Below are 18,859 nucleotides of genomic sequence, written 5' to 3'. Positions count from 1 at the left end.
CGAAAAAACGCATCTATATAAGATGCGTTTTTTGTTTAATCTTAGTTCAAGTGCCAGATATCTTCGTTGTACTGAGCGATTGTACGGTCAGATGAGAAGAATCCTGCTTTAGCAATGTTGACGATGACTTTATCCAACCATGCGTCACGGTTTTCGTAGTCAGCAAGCATTTGCTCTTTCACTTTGATGTAGTCTTCCAAGTCAAGAAGAGTCATGAACCAGTCTTTGTTGATCAATTCATTGTGAAGGCGTGACAAGCGTTCTTGGTTACCAACTGCAAGAACAGCGTCGCTTACGATGAAGTCAACCAATGGTTTGATTGCTTCACGTGCGTAGAATTCGCTTGATTTATAAGCTGATTTCGCGTAAAGGTCGATAACAGTTTCTGAATCTTCACCGAAAATGTAGATGTTTTCGTCGCCAACCAATTCAGCAATTTCCACGTTAGCTCCGTCCATAGTACCGAGAGTCAAAGCTCCATTCAACATGAATTTCATGTTACCAGTACCTGAAGCTTCTTTAGAAGCAAGTGAGATTTGTTCTGAGATATCACATGCTGGAATCAAGAAGCTTGCTGCAGTAACGTTGTAGTTTTCAACCATCACCACTTGTAAGTGTGGCGCTACTGCTGGATCATTGGCAATCACTTCTGATAAGCAAAGGATCAAGTGGATGATATCTTGAGCGATTGTGTAGGCAGGAGCTGCTTTACCACCAAAGAATACTGTGATTGGACGAGCAGGGATATTACCAGCCTTGATGTCCAAGTATTTGTGAATCACATACAAAGCGTTCATTTGTTGACGTTTGTACTCGTGAAGACGTTTGATTTGGATATCAAAGATAGAGTTAGTATTGATTTCCACACCTTGGTGTTCTTTCAAGTGACGAGCCAACTTACGTTTGTTGTGAGCCTTGATTTCTTCAAGTTTTGCTTTAAGAGCCGCTTTATCTTCGTAAGACAAGAGTTTTTCAAGTTCATCCGCTTCATGGTGCCAACCACGTCCAATAATTTCATCCAAGTAGTGAGACAAGCGTGGGTTAGCATGCATTAGCCAACGACGGAAAGTAATACCGTTTGTTTTGTTGTTGAATTTTTCTGGGTAAATGTCGTAGAAAGCTTTCAACTCTGAGTTCTTCAAGATTTCAGTGTGAAGAGCCGCAACCCCGTTAACACTGTATCCGTAGTGGATATCCATGTGAGCCATGTGAACACGTCCGCTCTCATCGATGATTTGAACAGATGGGTCTTTATATTCTGCTTTAACACGACGGTCCAATTCTTTGATGATTGGTACCAAGTGAGGAACCACTTCTTCCAAGAATTCAAGAGGCCATTTTTCAAGGGCTTCAGCAAGGATTGTGTGGTTTGTGTAGGCAGTCATGCTACGAACGATAGAAATTGCTTCATCAAGTTCGATACCACGTTCAGTCAAAAGACGGATCAATTCAGGAATCACCATTGATGGGTGAGTATCGTTGATTTGTACAACTGCGTAGTCAGCAAGGTCATGCAAGTTGCTTCCTTTTTCGATTGCTTCATCGATGATCAATTGAGCACCGTTTGAAACCATGAAGTATTGTTGGAAGATACGGAGCAATTCACCTTGTTTGTCGCTATCGTCTGGGTAAAGGAAAAGAGTCAAGTTGCGAGCGATGTCTGTCTTGTCAAAGTTGATACCATCTTCAATGATAGATGAATCAACTGAATCCAAGTCAAACAAACGCAAGCGGTTTTTAGTAGCTGTTTTGTAACCAGGTACATCGATATCGTAAAGAGTAGATGTCAATGTGAAGTGTGCAAATGGTACTTGGTAGCTACGACTTGAACGAACCAACCAGTTTTGGTCAGTCAACCAAGCGTTAGGGATTGTTTCTTGTTGGTTGTTTTTAAGCACTTGTTGGAAAAGACCAAAGTGGTAGTTCAAACCAACACCGTCACCGTTCAAACCAAGTGTAGCGATTGAGTCGATAAAGCAGGCTGCTAAACGTCCCAAACCACCATTACCAAGTGATGGTTCCAATTCTACTTCTTCGATTTCGATCAACTCTTTACCTGCGTCAGCAAGTTCTTTTTTAACTTCGTCATAAAGACCAAGGTTAATCAAGTTGTTTGACAAGAGTTTACCAATCAAGAACTCAGCTGAGATATAGTAAACTTTTTTCTTACCAGTGTTGACTGGTTTTTGGCTGCTTGCAAGTTTGCTGTAGTTAAGAAGAGCAAGGTAAAGCTCCTCATTGCTACATTCTGCGATAGATTTATTGTAACGATTTTGTACAAATTCTTTTAATGGTAACATTTTTTGTGTCTCCTGATAATGTCTTATTTCTTTAATTCTACCAAATTTTCATTGATTCGGCGATAAATTGTAGTCAAGTCAAGCAAAGTTTCTTCGACAGCAGGAGTCAATTGATCCTCTGTCATACGCCATGACCAGTTTCCACCAAGAGTAGATGGGAAGTTCATACGAGCTGAACCATCCAACTCTAGCAAATCTTGCATAGTAGCGATAGTCATAAAGCTTACTGATGAGAAGGCTGTACGAAGCATAGCATGTACTACTGTTTCATATTCCTTGCGGTTTGTATAACGTGCCATGTACTCACGAGTTGGATCGTCAATCTCATTACGGTACCAACCAAGAACTGTGTTGTTATCGTGTGTTCCTGTGTACATAACAGAGTTAGCTGGTGCCAAGTGTGGGCTGTCGATACTTTCGTGCTCTGGGTTGAAGGCAAATTGAAGAACCTTCATTCCTGGGAATCCAGTGCGCTCACGTAGTTCAATAACTTCGTCAGTCATGAAACCAAGGTCTTCTGCGATGATATTCAAGTCACCGAGTTCTTCCTTAACAGCTGCAAAGAGTTTGTAGTCTGGACCTTTTACCCATTTGCCAGGCGCTGCAGTTTCTGAACCAGCTGGGATTTCCCAGTATGATTCAAATCCACGGAAGTGGTCAATACGAACGATGTCATAAATTTTAAAGCTTTCGCGCAAGCGTTCAATCCACCATTTATATCCATCACGGTCCATAGCTTCCCAGTCATAGATTGGGTTCCCCCAAAGCTGACCAGTCTCAGAAAACTCATCTGGTGGACAACCTGCGATACAAGTCGCTTTGCCATTTTCATCTGTCTTGAAAAGATGAGGATTCGCCCACATGTCGCTTGAATCTTCCGCTACATAGATAGGCATATCACCAACGATTTCAATGTGATTCTCATTAGCATATGCTTTCAATTTCAACCATTGTTGGAAGAAAAGGTATTGGGTTACGCGGTGGTAAACCAACTTGTCTGCCAACTCATTGCGATAATGCGCAAGAGCTTCAGCTTGGCGAGTACGGACTGCCGCATCAGGCCATTCTGTCCAAGCTAGGTTATCGAAGTGTTCCTTGATAGCCATATACTCAGCAAAGAGTTCAAGCCAAGCTTGATTTTCTTGAGCAAATTCTTCAAATGAATGAACATCTCCGATTTCAAAGAAACGTTTAACTGCTTTTTCAAGAAGAGGACGACGCGCATAATAAATCTTCGCGTAGTCTACTTCTTCTGGGTTGCTACCAAAGTCAATCCCTTCAAGATCACTAGCATCTAGTAAACCTTGCTCAACCAAGATATCAAGATCGATAAAGTGAGTATTCCCTGCAAAAGCTGAGAATGATTGGTAAGGAGAATCACCGTAACTAGTTGTTCCTAATGGAAGGATTTGCCAGTAACGTTGTTTTGTACGAACTAAGAAATCAACAAAGTCGTACGCACTTTTACCAAACGATCCAATCCCGTAAGCTCCAGGAAGAGATGAGATGTGCATCAACACACCACTTTGACGTTTTTTCATAATAGCACCTCGCGTGTTTGTAGTTAAGAGTTTCATATTTATATGCGCAAACGTTTGCGCTAACTCAAGTATAACCCATTTTTAAAATAAATGCAAGCGTTTGTAAAAAAACTTTTTCCAACTTTTTTCTGGTTAAATTTTGAAATTCCCTATATTTTAATTTTTAAAATGATTTTCCTTCGGCTTATTTTGATGCAATCGTTTCCCTATTCTTTGTTTTTTAGAATAAAGTTTATAAATCGTGAACTTTCTTCTTATTATATAATTCCAATCAAAGATGTTGAGATTGTAACTTTTTTTACTTTTTTTAAAAAAACGCTTGCAACCGTTTTCCGTTTGTGCTATACTAAGGTCATAAGGGAAAACGTTTGCGTTTCCTAGACTATAAAATTTGTTATTCTTTAGGAGGAATACACTATGTCATCTAAATTCATGAAGAGCGCTGCTGTGCTTGGAACTGCTACTCTTGCTAGCTTACTTTTGGTAGCTTGTGGAAGCAAAACTGCTGATAAAGCTGCTGATACTAGCTCATCTGAAGCAAAAGAAATCACTTTCTACGTTGAAGACCAATATAAAGCTTACGCTGAGAAAGTTGCTGCTGCTTATGAAAAAGAATCAGGAACAAAAGTTAACATCAAATCTGGTGACCAACTTGGCGGACTTGACAAACTTTCACTTGACAACCAATCAGGTCAAGCTGCTGACGTTATGATGGCTCCATACGACCGTGTAGGTAGCCTTGGTACTGACGGACAACTTTCAGAAGTTAAACTAAGCGACGGTGCTAAAACAGACGATACTACTAAATCTCTTGTAACAGCATCTGACGGTAAAGTTTACGGTGCTCCAGCCGTTATCGAGTCACTTGTTATGTACTACAACAAAGACTTGCTCAAAGAAGCTCCAAAAACTTTCGCTGAATTAGAAGAACTTGCTAAAGATAGCAAATACGCTTTCGCTGGAGAAGAAGGAAAAACTTCTGCTTTCCTAGCTGACTGGACTAACTTCTACTACGCATACGGACTTCTTTCTGGTAATGGAGCTTACGTATTTGGTGACAACGGTAAAAATCCTAAAGATATCGGTCTTGCTAACGAAGGTGCAATCGCAGGTATCAACTACGCTAAATCTTGGTACGAAAAATGGCCTAAAGGTATGCAAGATGGAACAGCTGCTGGAAACTTAATCCAAACTTCATTCCAAGAAGGTAAAACAGCTGCTATCATCGATGGTCCTTGGAAAGCTCAAGCATTCAAAGATGCTAAAGTAAACTACGGTGTTGCTACTATCCCAACTCTTCCAAACGGAAAAGAATACTCAGCATTCGGTGGTGGTAAAGCTTGGATCATCCCATCAAGCACTAAGAACCTTGAAGGCGCACAAAAATTTGTAGACTACCTTGTATCAACTGAACAACAAAAAGCATTCTACGAAGCAACTAACGAAATCCCAGCTAACACTGAAGCACGTGCATACGCTGAAGGCAAAAACGATGAGTTGACAACAGCTGTTATCAAACAGTTCAAGAACGCTCAACCAATGCCAAACATCTCACAAATGTCAGCAGTTTGGGAACCAGCTGCAAACATGCTCTTTGACGCTGTAAGTGGCAAGAAAGATGCTAAAACAGCTGCAGATGATGCTGTAACATTGATCAAAGAAACTATCAAACAAAAATTTGGTGAATAATTAAATTTGTTCAAAGGGGGGGTAGTCAAAATCCCCCTTTGATTTTATCAATTTTAACCTATATAATTTATCTTTCCATAAGGAAACCAGTATCATATGAAAGGAGTAATTATGGAAAAACAACAACCTAGTAAAGCAGCCTTGCTGTCTATCATTCCTGGGTTAGGACAAATCTACAATAAACAAAAAGTCAAAGGATTCATTTTCCTTGGTGTAACTATCGTATTTGTCCTTTATTTCCTATCGCTTGCAGCGCCTGAATTGAGCAACTTGATCACGCTTGGTGACAAACCTGGTCGTGACAACTCTCTCTTCATGTTGATTCGTGGTGCATTCCACTCTATTTTTGTAATTGTTTATCTAGCCTTTTATATTCTCAATATTAAAGACGCTCACACTATTGCAAAACAAATTAACAATGGTATTCCAGTCCCACGGACATTAAACGAAATGATTAAAGGTATCTATGAGAATGGATTCCCTTATCTTTTAATCATTCCATCTTACGTAGCTATGACATTTGCCATCATCTTCCCTGTTATCGTAACATTGATGATTGCCTTTACAAACTACGACTTCCAACACTTGCCACCAAATAAACTCTTGGATTGGGTTGGATTGACAAACTTTAGCAATATCTGGAGCTTAAGTACCTTCCGTTCAGCCTTTGGTGCAGTCCTTTCTTGGACTATCATCTGGGCTCTATCTGCATCTACTTTGCAGATTGTTATTGGTATCTTTACAGCTATTATTGCTAACCAACCGTTTATCAAAGGAAAACGTATTTTCGGTGTTATTTTCCTTCTTCCTTGGGCTGTCCCAGCCTTCATCACTATCTTAACTTTCTCAAATATGTTTAACGATAGTGTCGGAGCTATTAACACTCAAGTATTACCGATTTTGGCTAAGTTCCTTCCATTCCTCGATGGAGCACTTATCCCTTGGAAAACAGACCCAACTTGGACTAAGATTGCTTTAATTATGATGCAAGGTTGGCTTGGATTCCCATACATCTACGTTTTGACCTTGGGTATCTTACAGTCTATTCCTAACGACTTGTATGAAGCAGCTTATATTGATGGTGCTAATGCTTGGCAAAAATTCCGTAACATCACTTTCCCAATGATTTTGGCTGTTGCGGCGCCTACATTGATCAGTCAATACACCTTCAACTTTAACAACTTCTCTATCATGTACCTCTTCAACGCTGGAGGACCTGGTAGTGTCGGAGGTGGAGCTGGTTCTACAGATATCTTGATCTCATGGATTTACCGTTTGACAACAGGTACTTCTCCACAATACTCAATGGCGGCAGCTGTTACCTTGATTATCTCTATCATTGTCATCTCTATCTCTATGGTTGCATTCAAGAAACTACACGCATTTGATATGGAGGACGTCTAAGATGAATAATTCAATTAAACTCAAACGTAGACTGACTCAAACTTTGACTTACCTCTACTTGGTTGGCCTTTCAATCGTCATTATCTATCCTCTTTTGATTACGATTATGTCGGCCTTCAAGACTGGTAACGTAGTAGCCTTTAAACTAGATAGTAACGTTGACTTTAGTTTTGCTAACTTCCAGGGACTCTTCTCTGAAACTTTATATGGTACTTGGTATCTAAATACTTTGATTATCGCCTTGATTACAATGGCTGTTCAAACAAGTATCATCGTTCTAGCAGGTTATGCCTATAGCCGCTACAATTTCTTGGCACGTAAACAAAGTTTGGTATTCTTCTTGATTATTCAAATGGTACCTACTATGGCCGCTTTGACAGCCTTCTTCGTTATGGCGCTTATGTTGAACGCCCTTAACCAAAGTTGGTTCCTCATCTTCCTCTACGTTGGTGGAGGTATCCCGATGAACGCTTGGCTCATGAAAGGTTACTTTGATACAGTACCAATGTCCCTAGACGAATCTGCAAAACTAGATGGCGCAGGACATTTCCGCCGTTTCTGGCAAATTGTTCTTCCTCTTGTTCGCCCAATGATCGCCGTACAAGCTCTCTGGGCCTTCATGGGACCTTTCGGGGACTATATCCTCTCTAGTTTCTTGCTTCGTGAAAAAGAATACTTCACTGTTGCCGTTGGTCTACAAACCTTCGTTAACAACGCGAAAAACATGAAGATTGCCTACTTCTCAGCAGGCGCTATCCTCATCGCCCTTCCAATTTGTATTCTCTTCTTCTTCCTACAAAAGAACTTTGTTTCAGGACTTACAAGTGGTGGCGAGAAGGGGTAATATACCCCCGCCACTCTTTTTCGTTTTGGGACTACTGCTTAACTAGATAGTTTTGTGAGGAGAGAATGTAGGGGGACTATGTTTGCTTTTAGTAGATGAATTATATGAAAAATTCACCTCTAACAAGTATTCTGACAACTCTACTTGAAATGAAATGCATTTCTTTATATAATAATCCATAGAAAAATGCTTTAGAAAGAAATCTATGTTACCCTATCCATTTTCTTATTTTAACAGTATCTGGGGATTTCGTAAGCCCTTGTCTCAACGGTTCGGCCTTAACTGGTTTCAACTGATTTTTACTAGTATCTTCTTGATTAGCTTATCCATGGTGCCCATCGCCATTCAGAATAGCTCTCAGGAAACCTATCCTTTAGAAACTTTCATCGATGATGTCTATACTCCTTTGACTGACGAAGTCGTTCAGGATCTAGCTACCAATGCACAGATTGTAGATGGCAAACTAAACTATTCTGGCACTAACCCTAGCCATGCTTCCGTCCAAATCGGTGGTGACATTAGCTCAAATTTCCCCGAGGAGTTGCTCTTTCACTTTGGAGAGGACAGCCTCCTTATCAGTAAACAAGGAAAAGAGTTGACAAACATCCACTATCAAACCATTACGACTGAAAGTTTCCACAGCAAGGAAAGCTTAATGCAAGCTATTTCTAAAGACTGGTATCAACAGAATCGTGTTTATATTAGCCTCTTTCTAGTAATAGGTGCTGGTTTCCTATTTGGACTCAATTTTTTCATTGTTGCTTTAGGATCTAGCCTCTTACTTTACTTTACGAAAAAATCTCGTCTCTTTTCATTTAAAACCTACAAAGAATGCTATCATTTTATATTGAACTGTTTGGGAGTACCAACCTTGATAGCGATGATTTTAGGTCTCTTAGGTCAAAACATGACGACCTTGATTACTGTTCAAAATATTTTCTTTGTTTTATATCTAGTCACTATCTTTTACAAAACACATTTCCGTGACCCAGACTTTCATAAGTAGGAGATTCTTATGCCAGTTACGATTAAAGACGTGGCCAAGGCTGCAGGCGTTTCGCCCTCAACCGTAACCCGTGTCATTCAAAATAAATCAACCATTAGCGATCAAACCAAAAAACGAGTACGAAAAGCTATGAAGGATCTTAACTACCATCCTAATCTTAACGCTCGAAGTCTCGTTAGCAGCTATTCACAAGTTATAGGATTGGTACTTCCAGACGATTCAGACGCCTTTTATCAAAATCCTTTCTTTCCTTCAGTCCTTAGAGGAATTGCACAAGTGGCTTCAGAAAACCATTATGCCATTCAAATCGCAACTGGAAAGGACGAAAAGGAGCGTTTAAATGCCATTTCCCAAATGGTCTATGGAAAACGTGTGGATGGACTTATCTTTCTCTATGCACAAGAAAATGACCCTTTGGTCAATCTAGTTGTTGAAGAACAATTTCCTTTCCTTATCTTAGGTAAATCTCTATCTCCCTTCATTCCACTTGTCGATAATGACAATGTTCAAGCTGGTTTTGATGCGACAGAGTATTTCATCAAAAAAGGATGCAAGCGAATTGCCTTTATCGGAGGGACCAAGAAACTATTCGTTACCAAGGACCGCTTGACAGGTTACGAGCTAGCTCTAAAACAACACCAACTTCCTCTCGATACTAATCTGACTTACTTTGCTACTGAATTTCTTGAAGATAATGGTTATCGCTTTAGTAGACTTCTCTTCAAAAACAATCCAAATATTGACGCTATTATTACCATTGATAGTCTCCTTGCTGCAGGGGTCTGTGATTACATCGCAAAACACCAACTGGATGTCCCTGTCCTCAGCTTCGACTCAGTCAATCCCAAGCTCAACTTGGCGGCCTATGTCGATATCAATAGTTTGGAGCTTGGTCGTGTTTCCTTTGAAACTATTCTCCAGATCATCAATGATGCTAAAAACAACAAACAAATCTGTTACCGCCAATTGATTGCCCACAAAATCGTTGAAAAATAAAAAGAACCAACTCTGAATTTAATTCAAGAGTTGGTTCCTTTTTATTTGCCATAGAAAATCTTAGTTTTCGGTTTCTACAAATCGTCCAAGGATATGAACGTTCTCTGATACGGACACAAAGGCCGTTGGATCTACTTGTTTCATGATAAGTTTAAAGTCATTAAACTCAGCACGAGTGATAACTGTAATCAAGACAGCTTTGCGCTCGTGGTTATAGGTTCCTTCAGCATCATGAATAATCGTCGCACCACGATGTAATTTATTGTGAATCTTTTCAATCACTGTATCTGGATTGCTGGTTACAATCATCGCCTGCATCTTTTTCTGCTTAGTAAAAACTGCATCTGTGACACGACTTGATACGAAAATGGTAATCATAGAGTAGAGGGCGTATTTCCAACCAAAAGTCAAACCTGCAATCAACATGATAGTCCCATTTACTAGGAAGGAAATGCTACCAACGTTTTTTCCTGTTTTCTTACGAATAGTGAGACTGACAATATCCGTTCCACCACTGGAAATATTGTGACGTAGAGCAAAACCAATCCCAAGTCCCATCACTACGCCCCCAAATAGAGCATTGATAATGGGATCCTCCGTTAGAGTTACCACTGGCACAAACTGGATAAAGAGTGAACTCATCGATACCGTAATAAAGGTAAAGATGGTAAACTTCCGCCCAATTTGACGCCAGGCCAAAATCATTAAGGGAACATTGATACAATAGAATGCTACAGAGATTGGTATATGAAAATTAAACCAGTACTTGCTCAGTGTTGAGATGATTTGAGCAAGACCAGTAGCTCCACTGGAGTAGACATGGCCTGGTTGGAAAAAGAAATTAACGGCTATTGATGATAAAAATCCATATACCAGAGAAGCTGAGATTTTTTCATCGTATTTTTCTCGAGAGATACCTTTTAATACACGCAAAATTTTCACCTGATATGCGAAGCGACGCAGATAGTAATGCCATCTCCTAGTTGGCTTCGTTTGTTTCATTTTGTTCTACTTGTAGATTGAGTTCTTCTAGTTGCTTGATATCCACTGTTGATGGCGCTTGAGTCATAGGATCTGTCGCCTTGTTGTTCTTAGGAAAGGCAATGACTTCACGGATGTTATCTTCGCCTGCTAGGAGCATGACAAAGCGGTCAAGTCCGATAGCCAAGCCACCGTGTGGTGGGAATCCATAGTCCATAGCTTCCAAAAGGAATCCAAACTGGTCATTAGCTTCTTCAGCTGAGAATCCAAGGGCCTTGAACATACGTTCTTGGAGTTCTTTTTGGTTGATACGAAGGCTACCACCACCTAGTTCATAACCGTTCAAGACGATGTCGTAGGCAATGGCACGAACCTTAGCCAAATCACCTTCAAGCTCATGGGCAGTATCTGCTTGAGGAAGAGTAAATGGATGGTGAGCACTCATATAGCGTCCTTCTTCTTCAGACCATTCAAACATCGGCCAGTCAACAACCCAGAGGAAGTTAAATTTATCTGTATCAATCAAGCCAAGTTCTTTGGCAATACGTCCACGAAGGGCACCAAGTGTTGCATTGGCTACTTCGAGTGTGTCTGCTACAAAGAGAACCAAGTCTTTGTCCTCAAGACCAAGCGTTGCTGTCAAATCTGCCTGAATAGCTGTCAAGAACTTAGCAACTGGACCGTTTAATTCACCGTCAACAACCTTGACCCAAGCAAGACCCTTAGCGCCATACTGTTTGGCTACTTCTGTCATCTTGTCGATGTCTTTACGAGAGTAGTTGTCTGCTGCACCTTTAACAACAATGGCTTTAACGGCAGGAGCTTCTGAGAAGACTTTGAAATCAACACCCTTGACAAGATCTGTTAAGTCCTGAAGCAACATTTCAAAACGAGTATCAGGTTTGTCAGAGCCATAAAGGGCCATAGCATCATCGTACTTCATACGAGGGAATGGAAGAGTTACTTCGATCCCTTTTGTTTCCTTCATCACGCGCGCAATCAAGCCTTCTGTGATATCTTGGATTTCTTGCTCAGTCAGGAATGAAGTTTCCAAGTCGACCTGGGTAAATTCAGGCTGACGGTCACCACGCAAGTCTTCATCACGGAAACATTTGACGATTTGGTAGTAACGGTCAAATCCAGCATTCATCAACAACTGTTTTGTAATTTGTGGACTCTGAGGAAGGGCATAGAAATGACCTTTATTGACACGTGATGGCACCAAATAGTCACGCGCCCCTTCTGGTGTTGACTTAGAAAGGAATGGTGTTTCCACATCGATAAATTCTAACTCATCCAAGTAGTTGCGGATCGAATGTGTCACCTTAGCACGAAGTTTAAGATTTTCCAACATTTCTGGACGACGAAGGTCAAGGTAACGGTAACGTAGACGCGTATCATCGTTAGCCTCAATGCCATCCTTGATTTCAAATGGTGTTGTTTTGGCTGTATTAAGCACAGTAAGAGCCGTTACATTCAGTTCAACCGCTCCAGTCGCCAATTTATCATTGGCCTGTTCACGTGCTGCAACCTGACCAGTCACCTCGATGACAAATTCACTACGAAGGCTTTCAGCTGTTGCCATCACTTCCGTAGAAACTTTCTCAGGATTAATAACCAACTGCATAATCCCTTCACGGTCACGAAGGTCGATAAAGATTAATCCACCCAAGTCACGACGACGGGCAACCCAACCTTTCAAGGTAATTTCTTGTCCGATGTGTTCCTCACGAACACGACCAGCATACATACTACGTTTCATTTCTTCTCTCCTCTTGTATTCTGTTACTATTTTACCATAAAAGCGCAGGCTCTTCATGAAAATCATCAGAAAAGTTGAGAGAATCCTCGTATAAATGAAAAAATCCAGTAAATCATTTTACTGGATTCATTCTTAGTTGGTTTTTCTGTCTTTTTTACCTTTTTTAGCTAGCTCTGCTTCCTGTTTTGACAGGAAAAGTTCTGTTGCATAGGCTGTCGCAAATCGCATAAATCCCGCGATAGGTGCAAGAGCAACTGCTATATTTTTATAAAAGAAATCTCCTTTTAAAAAATAGGTAAGTCCCCCGATGATAAAGAAGATGACCACAGCCTGTATCACTGCTGATAATAGTACTCGTTTCATGACTTCCTCCTGAGTCTATTATAGCATCATTATCATGACAAATGAAATTAAATTATTTAAGGCATGTAATCCCATACTATAAGCCAGACCACCCTTGCTGATATAAGCCAAGCCCATACTTAAACCAAGGGCACTATAGACTAGGAATTGTTGTGGAGTAGTAGGGAAATGAACAAGTGCAAAAAGTACAGTGCTTACAAGAAGAAAGAGAGCTGTCTGCTTGATGTTATCCTGCTGAGGGAAGACATAGCGGGCTAGCATACCTCTAAAAGTTAACTCTTCTGTTAGGGGTGCAAAGACGACAGCCATGAAGAATGTGAAGAGAGGTTGATCTTGAGCCAATTTATCTACAGCCTGTTGATTAAATGACGGATCATTTGGTAAAAAGTTTTCTACAATAATGACAAGGACCCATACCAAGGCAGGCAACCAGATGTATTTGTTGAGGGCTGTTTTTTCAATCGTAACAGTTCCTGTCTTATACCACTTGTAGGTAAAGAAGGTGAAGATTCCTGCTAATATGACATAAACAGGGACAGCAACGTAGTCAGGTGCTCCCATTATCAAGGCAGCTAAACCTACACCCTGAATAAAACTATAGACAATAAGGAACGATAAGAAGGCAAGAGCAAACCAGCCAATATTTTTAAGTGTTTTCATAAGATTCTCCTATTTAAAATAACGTTTTGTTTTACGCAACTGTGCGACATTAGTATACAAATGGATGACGACTGCCACAAGCAGAGCAACCAACTGTACTTGTCCTAATACTACGGATAGGATTACTAAGACAACATAGATACCGGGAATGAGGAGTTGATTGACCTTGAATAAGATCAAGTAAGCTTCTTCCATCTCAGCCTGTTTTTCTCCCTCATCATAAGTATCAAGGTAGTCCAAAACTTCCTTAGGCGTCGCCATAACAGAAAGTTTGTAGTTACGAATCTTGCTGGTGATTTTTAGACAGTAAGCACCCACCCAGATACCTAAAACTATCAAAAGTAAGGATGCTGCTGATGGGCCTAAAGCTCCCAAATCTATCAGTAGGCAGGAAAGCATACTAATTTGGCAAACATTCCAAGCTACTGTAGCATAATCTAAGAAGCGATACGTAGCAAGGTAGTCTTGCTCATTTCCTTCATCCTCTTCCTCTCTTTGATAATTCTGATAAGCCTGATGACTTTTTCTAGTGAAATAAAAGGTTAGAATCACCGTAATCAGCCCTAGACCAAGAAAAATTGAGTACGAGGCAATGATTACTTGCTCTTGACTGATACCTAAAGGGTTAACACCAAGGAAACCAGCAAATATTCCTAATAAAAATCCTGCAATAATAATCTTCAGGGCAAAAATGATTTGTTTCTTTTCCATATTTCAACCTCTTTCTAAAACAAGCCAGACAACCATTGACCAAAAGCTTTTCCTGATTCAAAAATAGCGGTCAAGCCTTCTGTTCCAAGTGACACCAAAAGCAAACAAACAGCAAGTAAGAGAATAGCTTGGTTTCTAGCTTTTTTTGCTCCATCCCCCAAGGGGTCATTGCCAAGCCAACCTGCTAGATAAGCATAGGCTGTAACTGTTAAAATACCAACCTCTGTAGAAGAGAGAAACAACAAGACTGTCACCAAACGAATGATATTGGCTTGAATGTTAAAATAATTTCCTAAACCTGCACAAACACCTGCAAGTGCTTTGTTCTCAGTATCGACTTGAAAACCTGCTAAAAATTCTTTCATAACTTTTCTCCTTTTACGAGCTCTTTAAACTTTATTTTTTTCTCTACCCATCTAAAGACTAATAGTAAAACTATGTTAATCCAGAAGAGATATTTACTTTCAACAATTGTAAACCAACCAAATAGGCTTCCAATCATAGCCAAAAGATTTACGATAAACACAACTATAGATAGATAATAAATCACTTTATACTTGTTCATCACTCATCCTCCTCTAAGCGAAAGACTGACTCGACTGGCTCATGGAATATCTGAGCAATCTTCAGGGCAATGACGATGGATGGCGTGTACTCATCTCGCTCAAGCAAGCTGATGGTCTGCCTGGACACGCCAGCTAGTTTGGCCAGCTCTGTTTGATTCAGGCCATCGCGAGCCCGAAGCTCTTTTAGACGATTTTTTAGCATGTCTTTTTTCTCCTTTGTTCTTTATCTTGATTTCATTGTAACACATCTTTTTATTTTTGACAAGCATATTTGTCAAAAAGTTTAAGATTTTTGTCATTTTGCAAAAGAAAACGGTCAGGAATGAATCCTGACCATGTTTATAGCTTAGATTAAAGCTGAAGAACCTCGTTTCCGAGTTTTATTTTCTTCATATCAAGAGGTAAGCTTAGCTTTCTTTTGATAATATTTTCTATCTATGTATAAGATTGTGATACTTATCAAGCTTAGCATGAGTCCAAGCAAGGTTCCTTTTTGTGAGAATACAAATTCAACTTTATGTTGCCCAGAAGTAATTGGGAAGGACAAGAGACTATTCCAAGTTTTTGCTGTCGGAACATCTTTTCCATCCACTTTTACTTTCCAACCAGCACTATAGGGAATCGAAGTCAGCATAAACTGACTATCATCGGTGATATCAACTGAACCAACGATATGAGTATTTGAAAACTTCTCAACTTGTAGGCCTTGAGCTTTTCTCTTTTCTAGGACTTTCTGGATTTGATCAACATCTAAACGATAAAGTCCTACATGTGAAAGGTCTACCTTATCTGACCTAAAACGAAACTCTAAGACAGTTTCTTCTCCTGCCGAATTATCAGCAATCTGCCACAGTTGACGTTGCATATTCTTCTTGGAATGGGTAAACCATTGCCCATTTAACAAGATTGAATAATCAATCTCAGAGTTGAGAGAATCAGGCGCAAAGAAGTAATAGGTCAAATCTGTTTGAGGAGTTATGTGGTAGCGAACGATTGCTTCCATACTCGAATCCTCACGTTTATAGACTGCTATCCCCTTGTCTTTATTCACATCTTCTGCTACCAGATTTTCAGTATCAATTGCGTTAAAGGCTATAGGTTTAAAGTATTCAACAAAATTTTCCTGCTCTTTTTGGATGCCCTCCATAGAGTTGAGAATGTTATTTTGGTTTTTAACAGCATTATTGAAGTCAAGCTGTAAATTTGTAACCAATTCATTTACTCCAAAAGCAATCGGGAATGAATTAGGATTTTTATAAACACGATATCGTTCATCTTCATAGACTTTCTCTGTAAAGTAACGATTCATGTCAAAACGACTGGCAAAACGGTAGAAGTACATTCTCTCAGGATGATTCTCTTTCTCCTCCTGAGTGATATCCTTAATGTCCATGTAATAACGAATTCCATATAAGGCATCCGTCAGAGGAGTTCCATTTTCGTATTCAGTTGCTGCATTGACCCCTTGATCACCCATATAAGCAAAGTGATTCATAGTGGACCTCTCCAGACTCGAACTAAAAGTACTTAAGCCTGGATAGCCGATAAGAGATGGAGTTGTTCGAGAATAGGCAAAGGTCGTTGCAATTCTATAGAAAGGTTCATCTGCATTTTCTTGGATTTTATCCGTCACTCGTTTAACTGAGATAGTTCCGTCAACAAATTTATCAACATTTGCATAACTAAAGGTCACTTGTGATAGATAGGCATTGTATCCTAGCTCAAATACTGTCAGAGTTGATAACAAGATAACAGCTAAGCGGATCATTCGTGGACGTAGCAAGACCAGTACAGCTAAGTAAATGAGTAGAGTTAAGACTACACGAGTAAAGAGATAACCTGTTTGCAACAATAACAGCAATACCACCACAGATCCAGCCGCAATCACCAATACTCTTTCCTTTTCTTTCTGGGACTTGGAAGAGCGTCCCCAGTATAGATAAAATCCTGTAGCTGTAGCTGATACGATCAGTGTCACAATGGCAATAAAATGGCTATTGATAAACAGGGTTAGAGCCTCAGGTTGTTTCTTTGGCAGATAGGTAAAGTCTTTAGTATAGAGGTAGATTGCCGACAAGACTAGAGCTACAACTGACAGCAATTTCCCCCGGCGCGAGATTTTAAATTTCTCTTTTAATGCTTGATAGGCTAGCAGCAGCATAAAGAAAGAAAATAGCCATGAGAAACGGAAGAAGAATCCAGCAGGATTTTGTCCCATATGCCAAATCTTACTCACAAATTCGTTTACAAAGGAAGTAAAGAAGATGAGAGTAACCACTCCAGCAGCCCATCTTCTTTCTTTGACTATCTTTCTTGATGTAAAATACAAGATAAAGCCTATAAATCCGAGAGCTCCAATATAGATATTTGGTAGGTTTGGACCGGATGACCAACCTGATTGCGCATCATAGCCCCCGATAGTTAGTTTTGACAAAATATCTAAGGGATTAATCTGAAAGGCCATGGAAAATGTCATGGCCCCTCCGACTTGTCCCTTACTTTCAAGCAAATTGAAGAATACTGGAACAAATAAGACAGAAGCTGCTGCAGCTCCTAAAACTGAGTAGAGAAAGACGTCCCATAAGGGTTGGATATAATGTTTGAGTTTTACTTTCCAAGTCCCCTCGATAGAAAGACGCGGTGATAGATAGTAGCAGGCATACAAGACCACAAATATCGAAATCATATAGCCCATGTAAAATTGAAGGAAGATCGTCAGACCGAGTACAAAGGCATAAGGATAGGCTGCTTTGCCATCTAATAACTGCTCTAAATATAGGATGACGAGGGGAAGCATAATCATAGCATCATAAAAGATGACATTCATCTGGTAGGATACCAACATGCCAGACAGGGAATAAGCTGTCGCAAACAAGGGAACCATCCATCGTTTTGACTCTGCACCCTTATAACGTTTAATAAGGAGATGAGCAAAGGAAAGTCCAAAGGCTCCATATCTGAGCCAGATTGTTAGAAAAACAGACAATCCTATGTATTTTAAAGGCAGAAGAACGTAAATAAGATTGAAAGGGCTCATCAAATAGTAGCCCAATACTCCAATCATATCCCCACCGATAGATTTAGTAAAAGAATATGAAAGACTACTTAAATCACCAGATAGAATGGCATTCTTTAGTAACCCATAAAAACTAATGTACTGCTGATCAAAGTCAACGGCCATTAAACTTTTATTTCCAAAAGGATAACTGCCCATGAAAAACCATACCACCAGCATGATTGTCATCGGGAGCAAAGCACTTCTGACATAAAGGACACCCTTAGGATATGTTTCCTTTAATTTCTGCCAATGTGTCAACCAATTTTCCATTATTGATTTCTCCTCTATGTTTTTAGCCAACTTCTGTTTGCTAATGGCTACCAGCCATGTTAGATAGTATTGTAAAGTTGGCTTTGTAACTTCGTAATAGATGGTCTTCTTCCTTGAAAGGGACAGAAACGGTATCTATCTACTCCATCATTTTAACATTTAAAAAAGGAGAGAGCAATGCTCTCTCCTCTCTAATGTAACCTATCTAATATTATTTAGTAAATTTACGTTTCATAACTACAGTACCTGACAAGATTACCACACCTGCCAATACAAGTACTAGGCTTGTAGCCTCACCAGTAAATGGAAGACTTGGTCCTTCTTCTGTTGTAGTTGAACGACCTGGTTCTGGAGTCGTTGTTGAACGACTTGGTTCTGGAGTCGTTGTTGAACGACCTGGTTCTGGTGTTGTAGTAGGACGACCTGGTTCTTCAGTAGTCGTTGTTGTTGTAGTTGTTGTTGTAGTGCTACCGTCACCTCTACCATGTGGGTTATGATATTCTGTCGTTGTAGTAGTTTCTGTCGTTGTTGGAGCTTCAGTCGTTGGAGCTTCAGTTGTTGGAGCCTCAGTTGTTGGAGCTTCAGTTGTTGGAGCTTCAGTTGTTGGAGCTTCAGTTGTTGGAGCTTCAGTTGTTGGAGCTTCAGTTGTTGGAGCTTCAGTTGTTGGAGCTTCAGTTGTTGGAGCTTCAGTTGTTGGAGCTTCAGTTG

The 18,859-nt window shown here is 40.0% G+C and carries 17 protein-coding genes; 5 read left to right on the top strand and 12 right to left on the bottom strand.

Features of this window, described 5'->3' with window-relative positions:
• Window positions 1–41: 41 nt before the first annotated feature.
• Entirely contained in the window at window positions 42–2,300 is a 2,259-nt protein-coding gene (gene glgP, locus QM847_RS05440; RefSeq protein ID WP_414354382.1) for a glycogen/starch/alpha-glucan family phosphorylase, read from the bottom strand.
• Window positions 2,301–2,323: 23 nt separating this feature from the next.
• Window positions 2,324–3,877, bottom strand: a complete 1,554-nt coding sequence (gene malQ / locus QM847_RS05435; RefSeq protein ID WP_414354381.1) for a 4-alpha-glucanotransferase — start codon at window positions 3,875–3,877, stop codon at window positions 2,324–2,326.
• A gap of 381 nt (window positions 3,878–4,258) precedes the next feature.
• On the opposite strand from malQ, the gene QM847_RS05430 reads away from it, so the two are divergent.
• The 5 genes from QM847_RS05430 to QM847_RS05410 all read left to right on the top strand — a co-directional run bounded on the left by QM847_RS05430 (window position 4,259) and on the right by QM847_RS05410 (window position 9,780).
• On the top strand, window positions 4,259–5,530 hold the full coding sequence (locus QM847_RS05430; protein WP_269797530.1) for an extracellular solute-binding protein: 1,272 nt from the start codon (window positions 4,259–4,261) through the stop codon (window positions 5,528–5,530).
• A 111-nt stretch (window positions 5,531–5,641) separates the two neighbouring features.
• Entirely contained in the window at window positions 5,642–6,934 is a 1,293-nt protein-coding gene (locus QM847_RS05425; protein WP_414354380.1) for an ABC transporter permease subunit, read from the top strand.
• A gap of 1 nt (window position 6,935) precedes the next feature.
• Window positions 6,936–7,778, top strand: coding sequence for a sugar ABC transporter permease (locus tag QM847_RS05420; RefSeq protein WP_142558958.1), 843 nt, complete (start codon window positions 6,936–6,938; stop codon window positions 7,776–7,778).
• A 205-nt stretch (window positions 7,779–7,983) separates the two neighbouring features.
• Entirely contained in the window at window positions 7,984–8,784 is an 801-nt protein-coding gene (locus QM847_RS05415; RefSeq protein WP_414354379.1) for a DUF1189 domain-containing protein, read from the top strand.
• 9 nt (window positions 8,785–8,793) lie between these two features.
• Window positions 8,794–9,780: a LacI family DNA-binding transcriptional regulator gene (locus QM847_RS05410; RefSeq protein ID WP_414354378.1), complete on the top strand. Its 987-nt coding sequence runs from the start codon at window positions 8,794–8,796 to the stop codon at window positions 9,778–9,780.
• Between the two features lie 60 nt (window positions 9,781–9,840).
• Here the strand turns inward: QM847_RS05410 and QM847_RS05405 are convergent, their stop codons facing one another.
• The 10 genes from QM847_RS05405 to QM847_RS05360 form a co-directional block, all read right to left on the bottom strand.
• Window positions 9,841–10,782: a YitT family protein gene (locus tag QM847_RS05405; RefSeq protein WP_414354376.1), complete on the bottom strand. Its 942-nt coding sequence runs from the start codon at window positions 10,780–10,782 to the stop codon at window positions 9,841–9,843.
• A complete protein-coding gene (aspS, locus tag QM847_RS05400; RefSeq protein ID WP_414354374.1) occupies window positions 10,760–12,523 on the bottom strand; it encodes an aspartate--tRNA ligase in 1,764 nt (587 codons plus the stop codon). The genes QM847_RS05405 and aspS overlap by 23 nt, the downstream gene beginning before the upstream one ends.
• Before the next feature lie 132 nt (window positions 12,524–12,655).
• Window positions 12,656–12,886, bottom strand: coding sequence for a hypothetical protein (locus QM847_RS05395; RefSeq protein WP_414354373.1), 231 nt, complete (start codon window positions 12,884–12,886; stop codon window positions 12,656–12,658).
• 18 nt (window positions 12,887–12,904) lie between these two features.
• On the bottom strand, window positions 12,905–13,546 hold the full coding sequence (locus QM847_RS05390; RefSeq protein WP_269797522.1) for a CPBP family intramembrane glutamic endopeptidase: 642 nt from the start codon (window positions 13,544–13,546) through the stop codon (window positions 12,905–12,907).
• Between the two features lie 9 nt (window positions 13,547–13,555).
• A complete protein-coding gene (locus tag QM847_RS05385; protein WP_414354371.1) occupies window positions 13,556–14,257 on the bottom strand; it encodes a DUF3169 family protein in 702 nt (233 codons plus the stop codon).
• Window positions 14,258–14,271: 14 nt separating this feature from the next.
• On the bottom strand, window positions 14,272–14,622 hold the full coding sequence (locus QM847_RS05380) for a PspC domain-containing protein (protein ID WP_414354369.1): 351 nt from the start codon (window positions 14,620–14,622) through the stop codon (window positions 14,272–14,274).
• The gene (locus QM847_RS05375; protein ID WP_269797519.1) at window positions 14,619–14,822 is read right to left on the bottom strand and encodes a hypothetical protein; all 204 of its coding nucleotides are present in this window, start codon (window positions 14,820–14,822) and stop codon (window positions 14,619–14,621) included. Before QM847_RS05375 ends, QM847_RS05380 begins: the two co-directional genes overlap by 4 nt.
• A complete protein-coding gene (locus QM847_RS05370) occupies window positions 14,822–15,025 on the bottom strand; it encodes a helix-turn-helix transcriptional regulator (protein WP_000916944.1) in 204 nt (67 codons plus the stop codon). Before QM847_RS05370 ends, QM847_RS05375 begins: the two co-directional genes overlap by 1 nt.
• A gap of 192 nt (window positions 15,026–15,217) precedes the next feature.
• Window positions 15,218–18,151 (bottom strand): glycosyltransferase PgfM1, encoded by a 2,934-nt coding sequence (gene pgfM1 / locus QM847_RS05365; protein ID WP_414354367.1) that lies wholly within the window; start codon window positions 18,149–18,151, stop codon window positions 15,218–15,220.
• Window positions 18,152–18,362: 211 nt separating this feature from the next.
• Window positions 18,363–18,859, bottom strand: a 497-nt coding sequence (locus tag QM847_RS05360; protein WP_414354365.1) for an LPXTG cell wall anchor domain-containing protein, incomplete at its 5' end; no start/stop codon positions are given.

This window comes from Streptococcus timonensis (genome assembly GCF_047463455.1).
GTDB lineage: Bacteria > Bacillota > Bacilli > Lactobacillales > Streptococcaceae > Streptococcus > Streptococcus timonensis_B.
This window is presented reverse-complemented; position numbering and strand designations above follow the sequence as displayed.

What these genes read in the sequence shown, in the direction of transcription:
- glgP (WP_414354382.1), bottom strand. Translation starts at nt 2,300, where the DNA reads ATGTTACCATTAAAAGAATTTGTACAAAATCGTTACAATAAATCTATC.
- malQ (WP_414354381.1), bottom strand. Translation starts at nt 3,877, where the DNA reads ATGAAACTCTTAACTACAAACACGCGAGGTGCTATTATGAAAAAACGT.
- QM847_RS05430 (WP_269797530.1), top strand. Translation starts at nt 4,259, where the DNA reads ATGTCATCTAAATTCATGAAGAGCGCTGCTGTGCTTGGAACTGCTACT.
- QM847_RS05425 (WP_414354380.1), top strand. Translation starts at nt 5,642, where the DNA reads ATGGAAAAACAACAACCTAGTAAAGCAGCCTTGCTGTCTATCATTCCT.
- QM847_RS05420 (WP_142558958.1), top strand. Translation starts at nt 6,936, where the DNA reads ATGAATAATTCAATTAAACTCAAACGTAGACTGACTCAAACTTTGACT.
- QM847_RS05415 (WP_414354379.1), top strand. Translation starts at nt 7,984, where the DNA reads ATGTTACCCTATCCATTTTCTTATTTTAACAGTATCTGGGGATTTCGT.
- QM847_RS05410 (WP_414354378.1), top strand. Translation starts at nt 8,794, where the DNA reads ATGCCAGTTACGATTAAAGACGTGGCCAAGGCTGCAGGCGTTTCGCCC.
- QM847_RS05405 (WP_414354376.1), bottom strand. Translation starts at nt 10,782, where the DNA reads ATGAAACAAACGAAGCCAACTAGGAGATGGCATTACTATCTGCGTCGC.
- aspS (WP_414354374.1), bottom strand. Translation starts at nt 12,523, where the DNA reads ATGAAACGTAGTATGTATGCTGGTCGTGTTCGTGAGGAACACATCGGA.
- QM847_RS05395 (WP_414354373.1), bottom strand. Translation starts at nt 12,886, where the DNA reads ATGAAACGAGTACTATTATCAGCAGTGATACAGGCTGTGGTCATCTTC.
- QM847_RS05390 (WP_269797522.1), bottom strand. Translation starts at nt 13,546, where the DNA reads ATGAAAACACTTAAAAATATTGGCTGGTTTGCTCTTGCCTTCTTATCG.
- QM847_RS05385 (WP_414354371.1), bottom strand. Translation starts at nt 14,257, where the DNA reads ATGGAAAAGAAACAAATCATTTTTGCCCTGAAGATTATTATTGCAGGA.
- QM847_RS05380 (WP_414354369.1), bottom strand. Translation starts at nt 14,622, where the DNA reads ATGAAAGAATTTTTAGCAGGTTTTCAAGTCGATACTGAGAACAAAGCA.
- QM847_RS05375 (WP_269797519.1), bottom strand. Translation starts at nt 14,822, where the DNA reads ATGAACAAGTATAAAGTGATTTATTATCTATCTATAGTTGTGTTTATC.
- QM847_RS05370 (WP_000916944.1), bottom strand. Translation starts at nt 15,025, where the DNA reads ATGCTAAAAAATCGTCTAAAAGAGCTTCGGGCTCGCGATGGCCTGAAT.
- pgfM1 (WP_414354367.1), bottom strand. Translation starts at nt 18,151, where the DNA reads ATGGAAAATTGGTTGACACATTGGCAGAAATTAAAGGAAACATATCCT.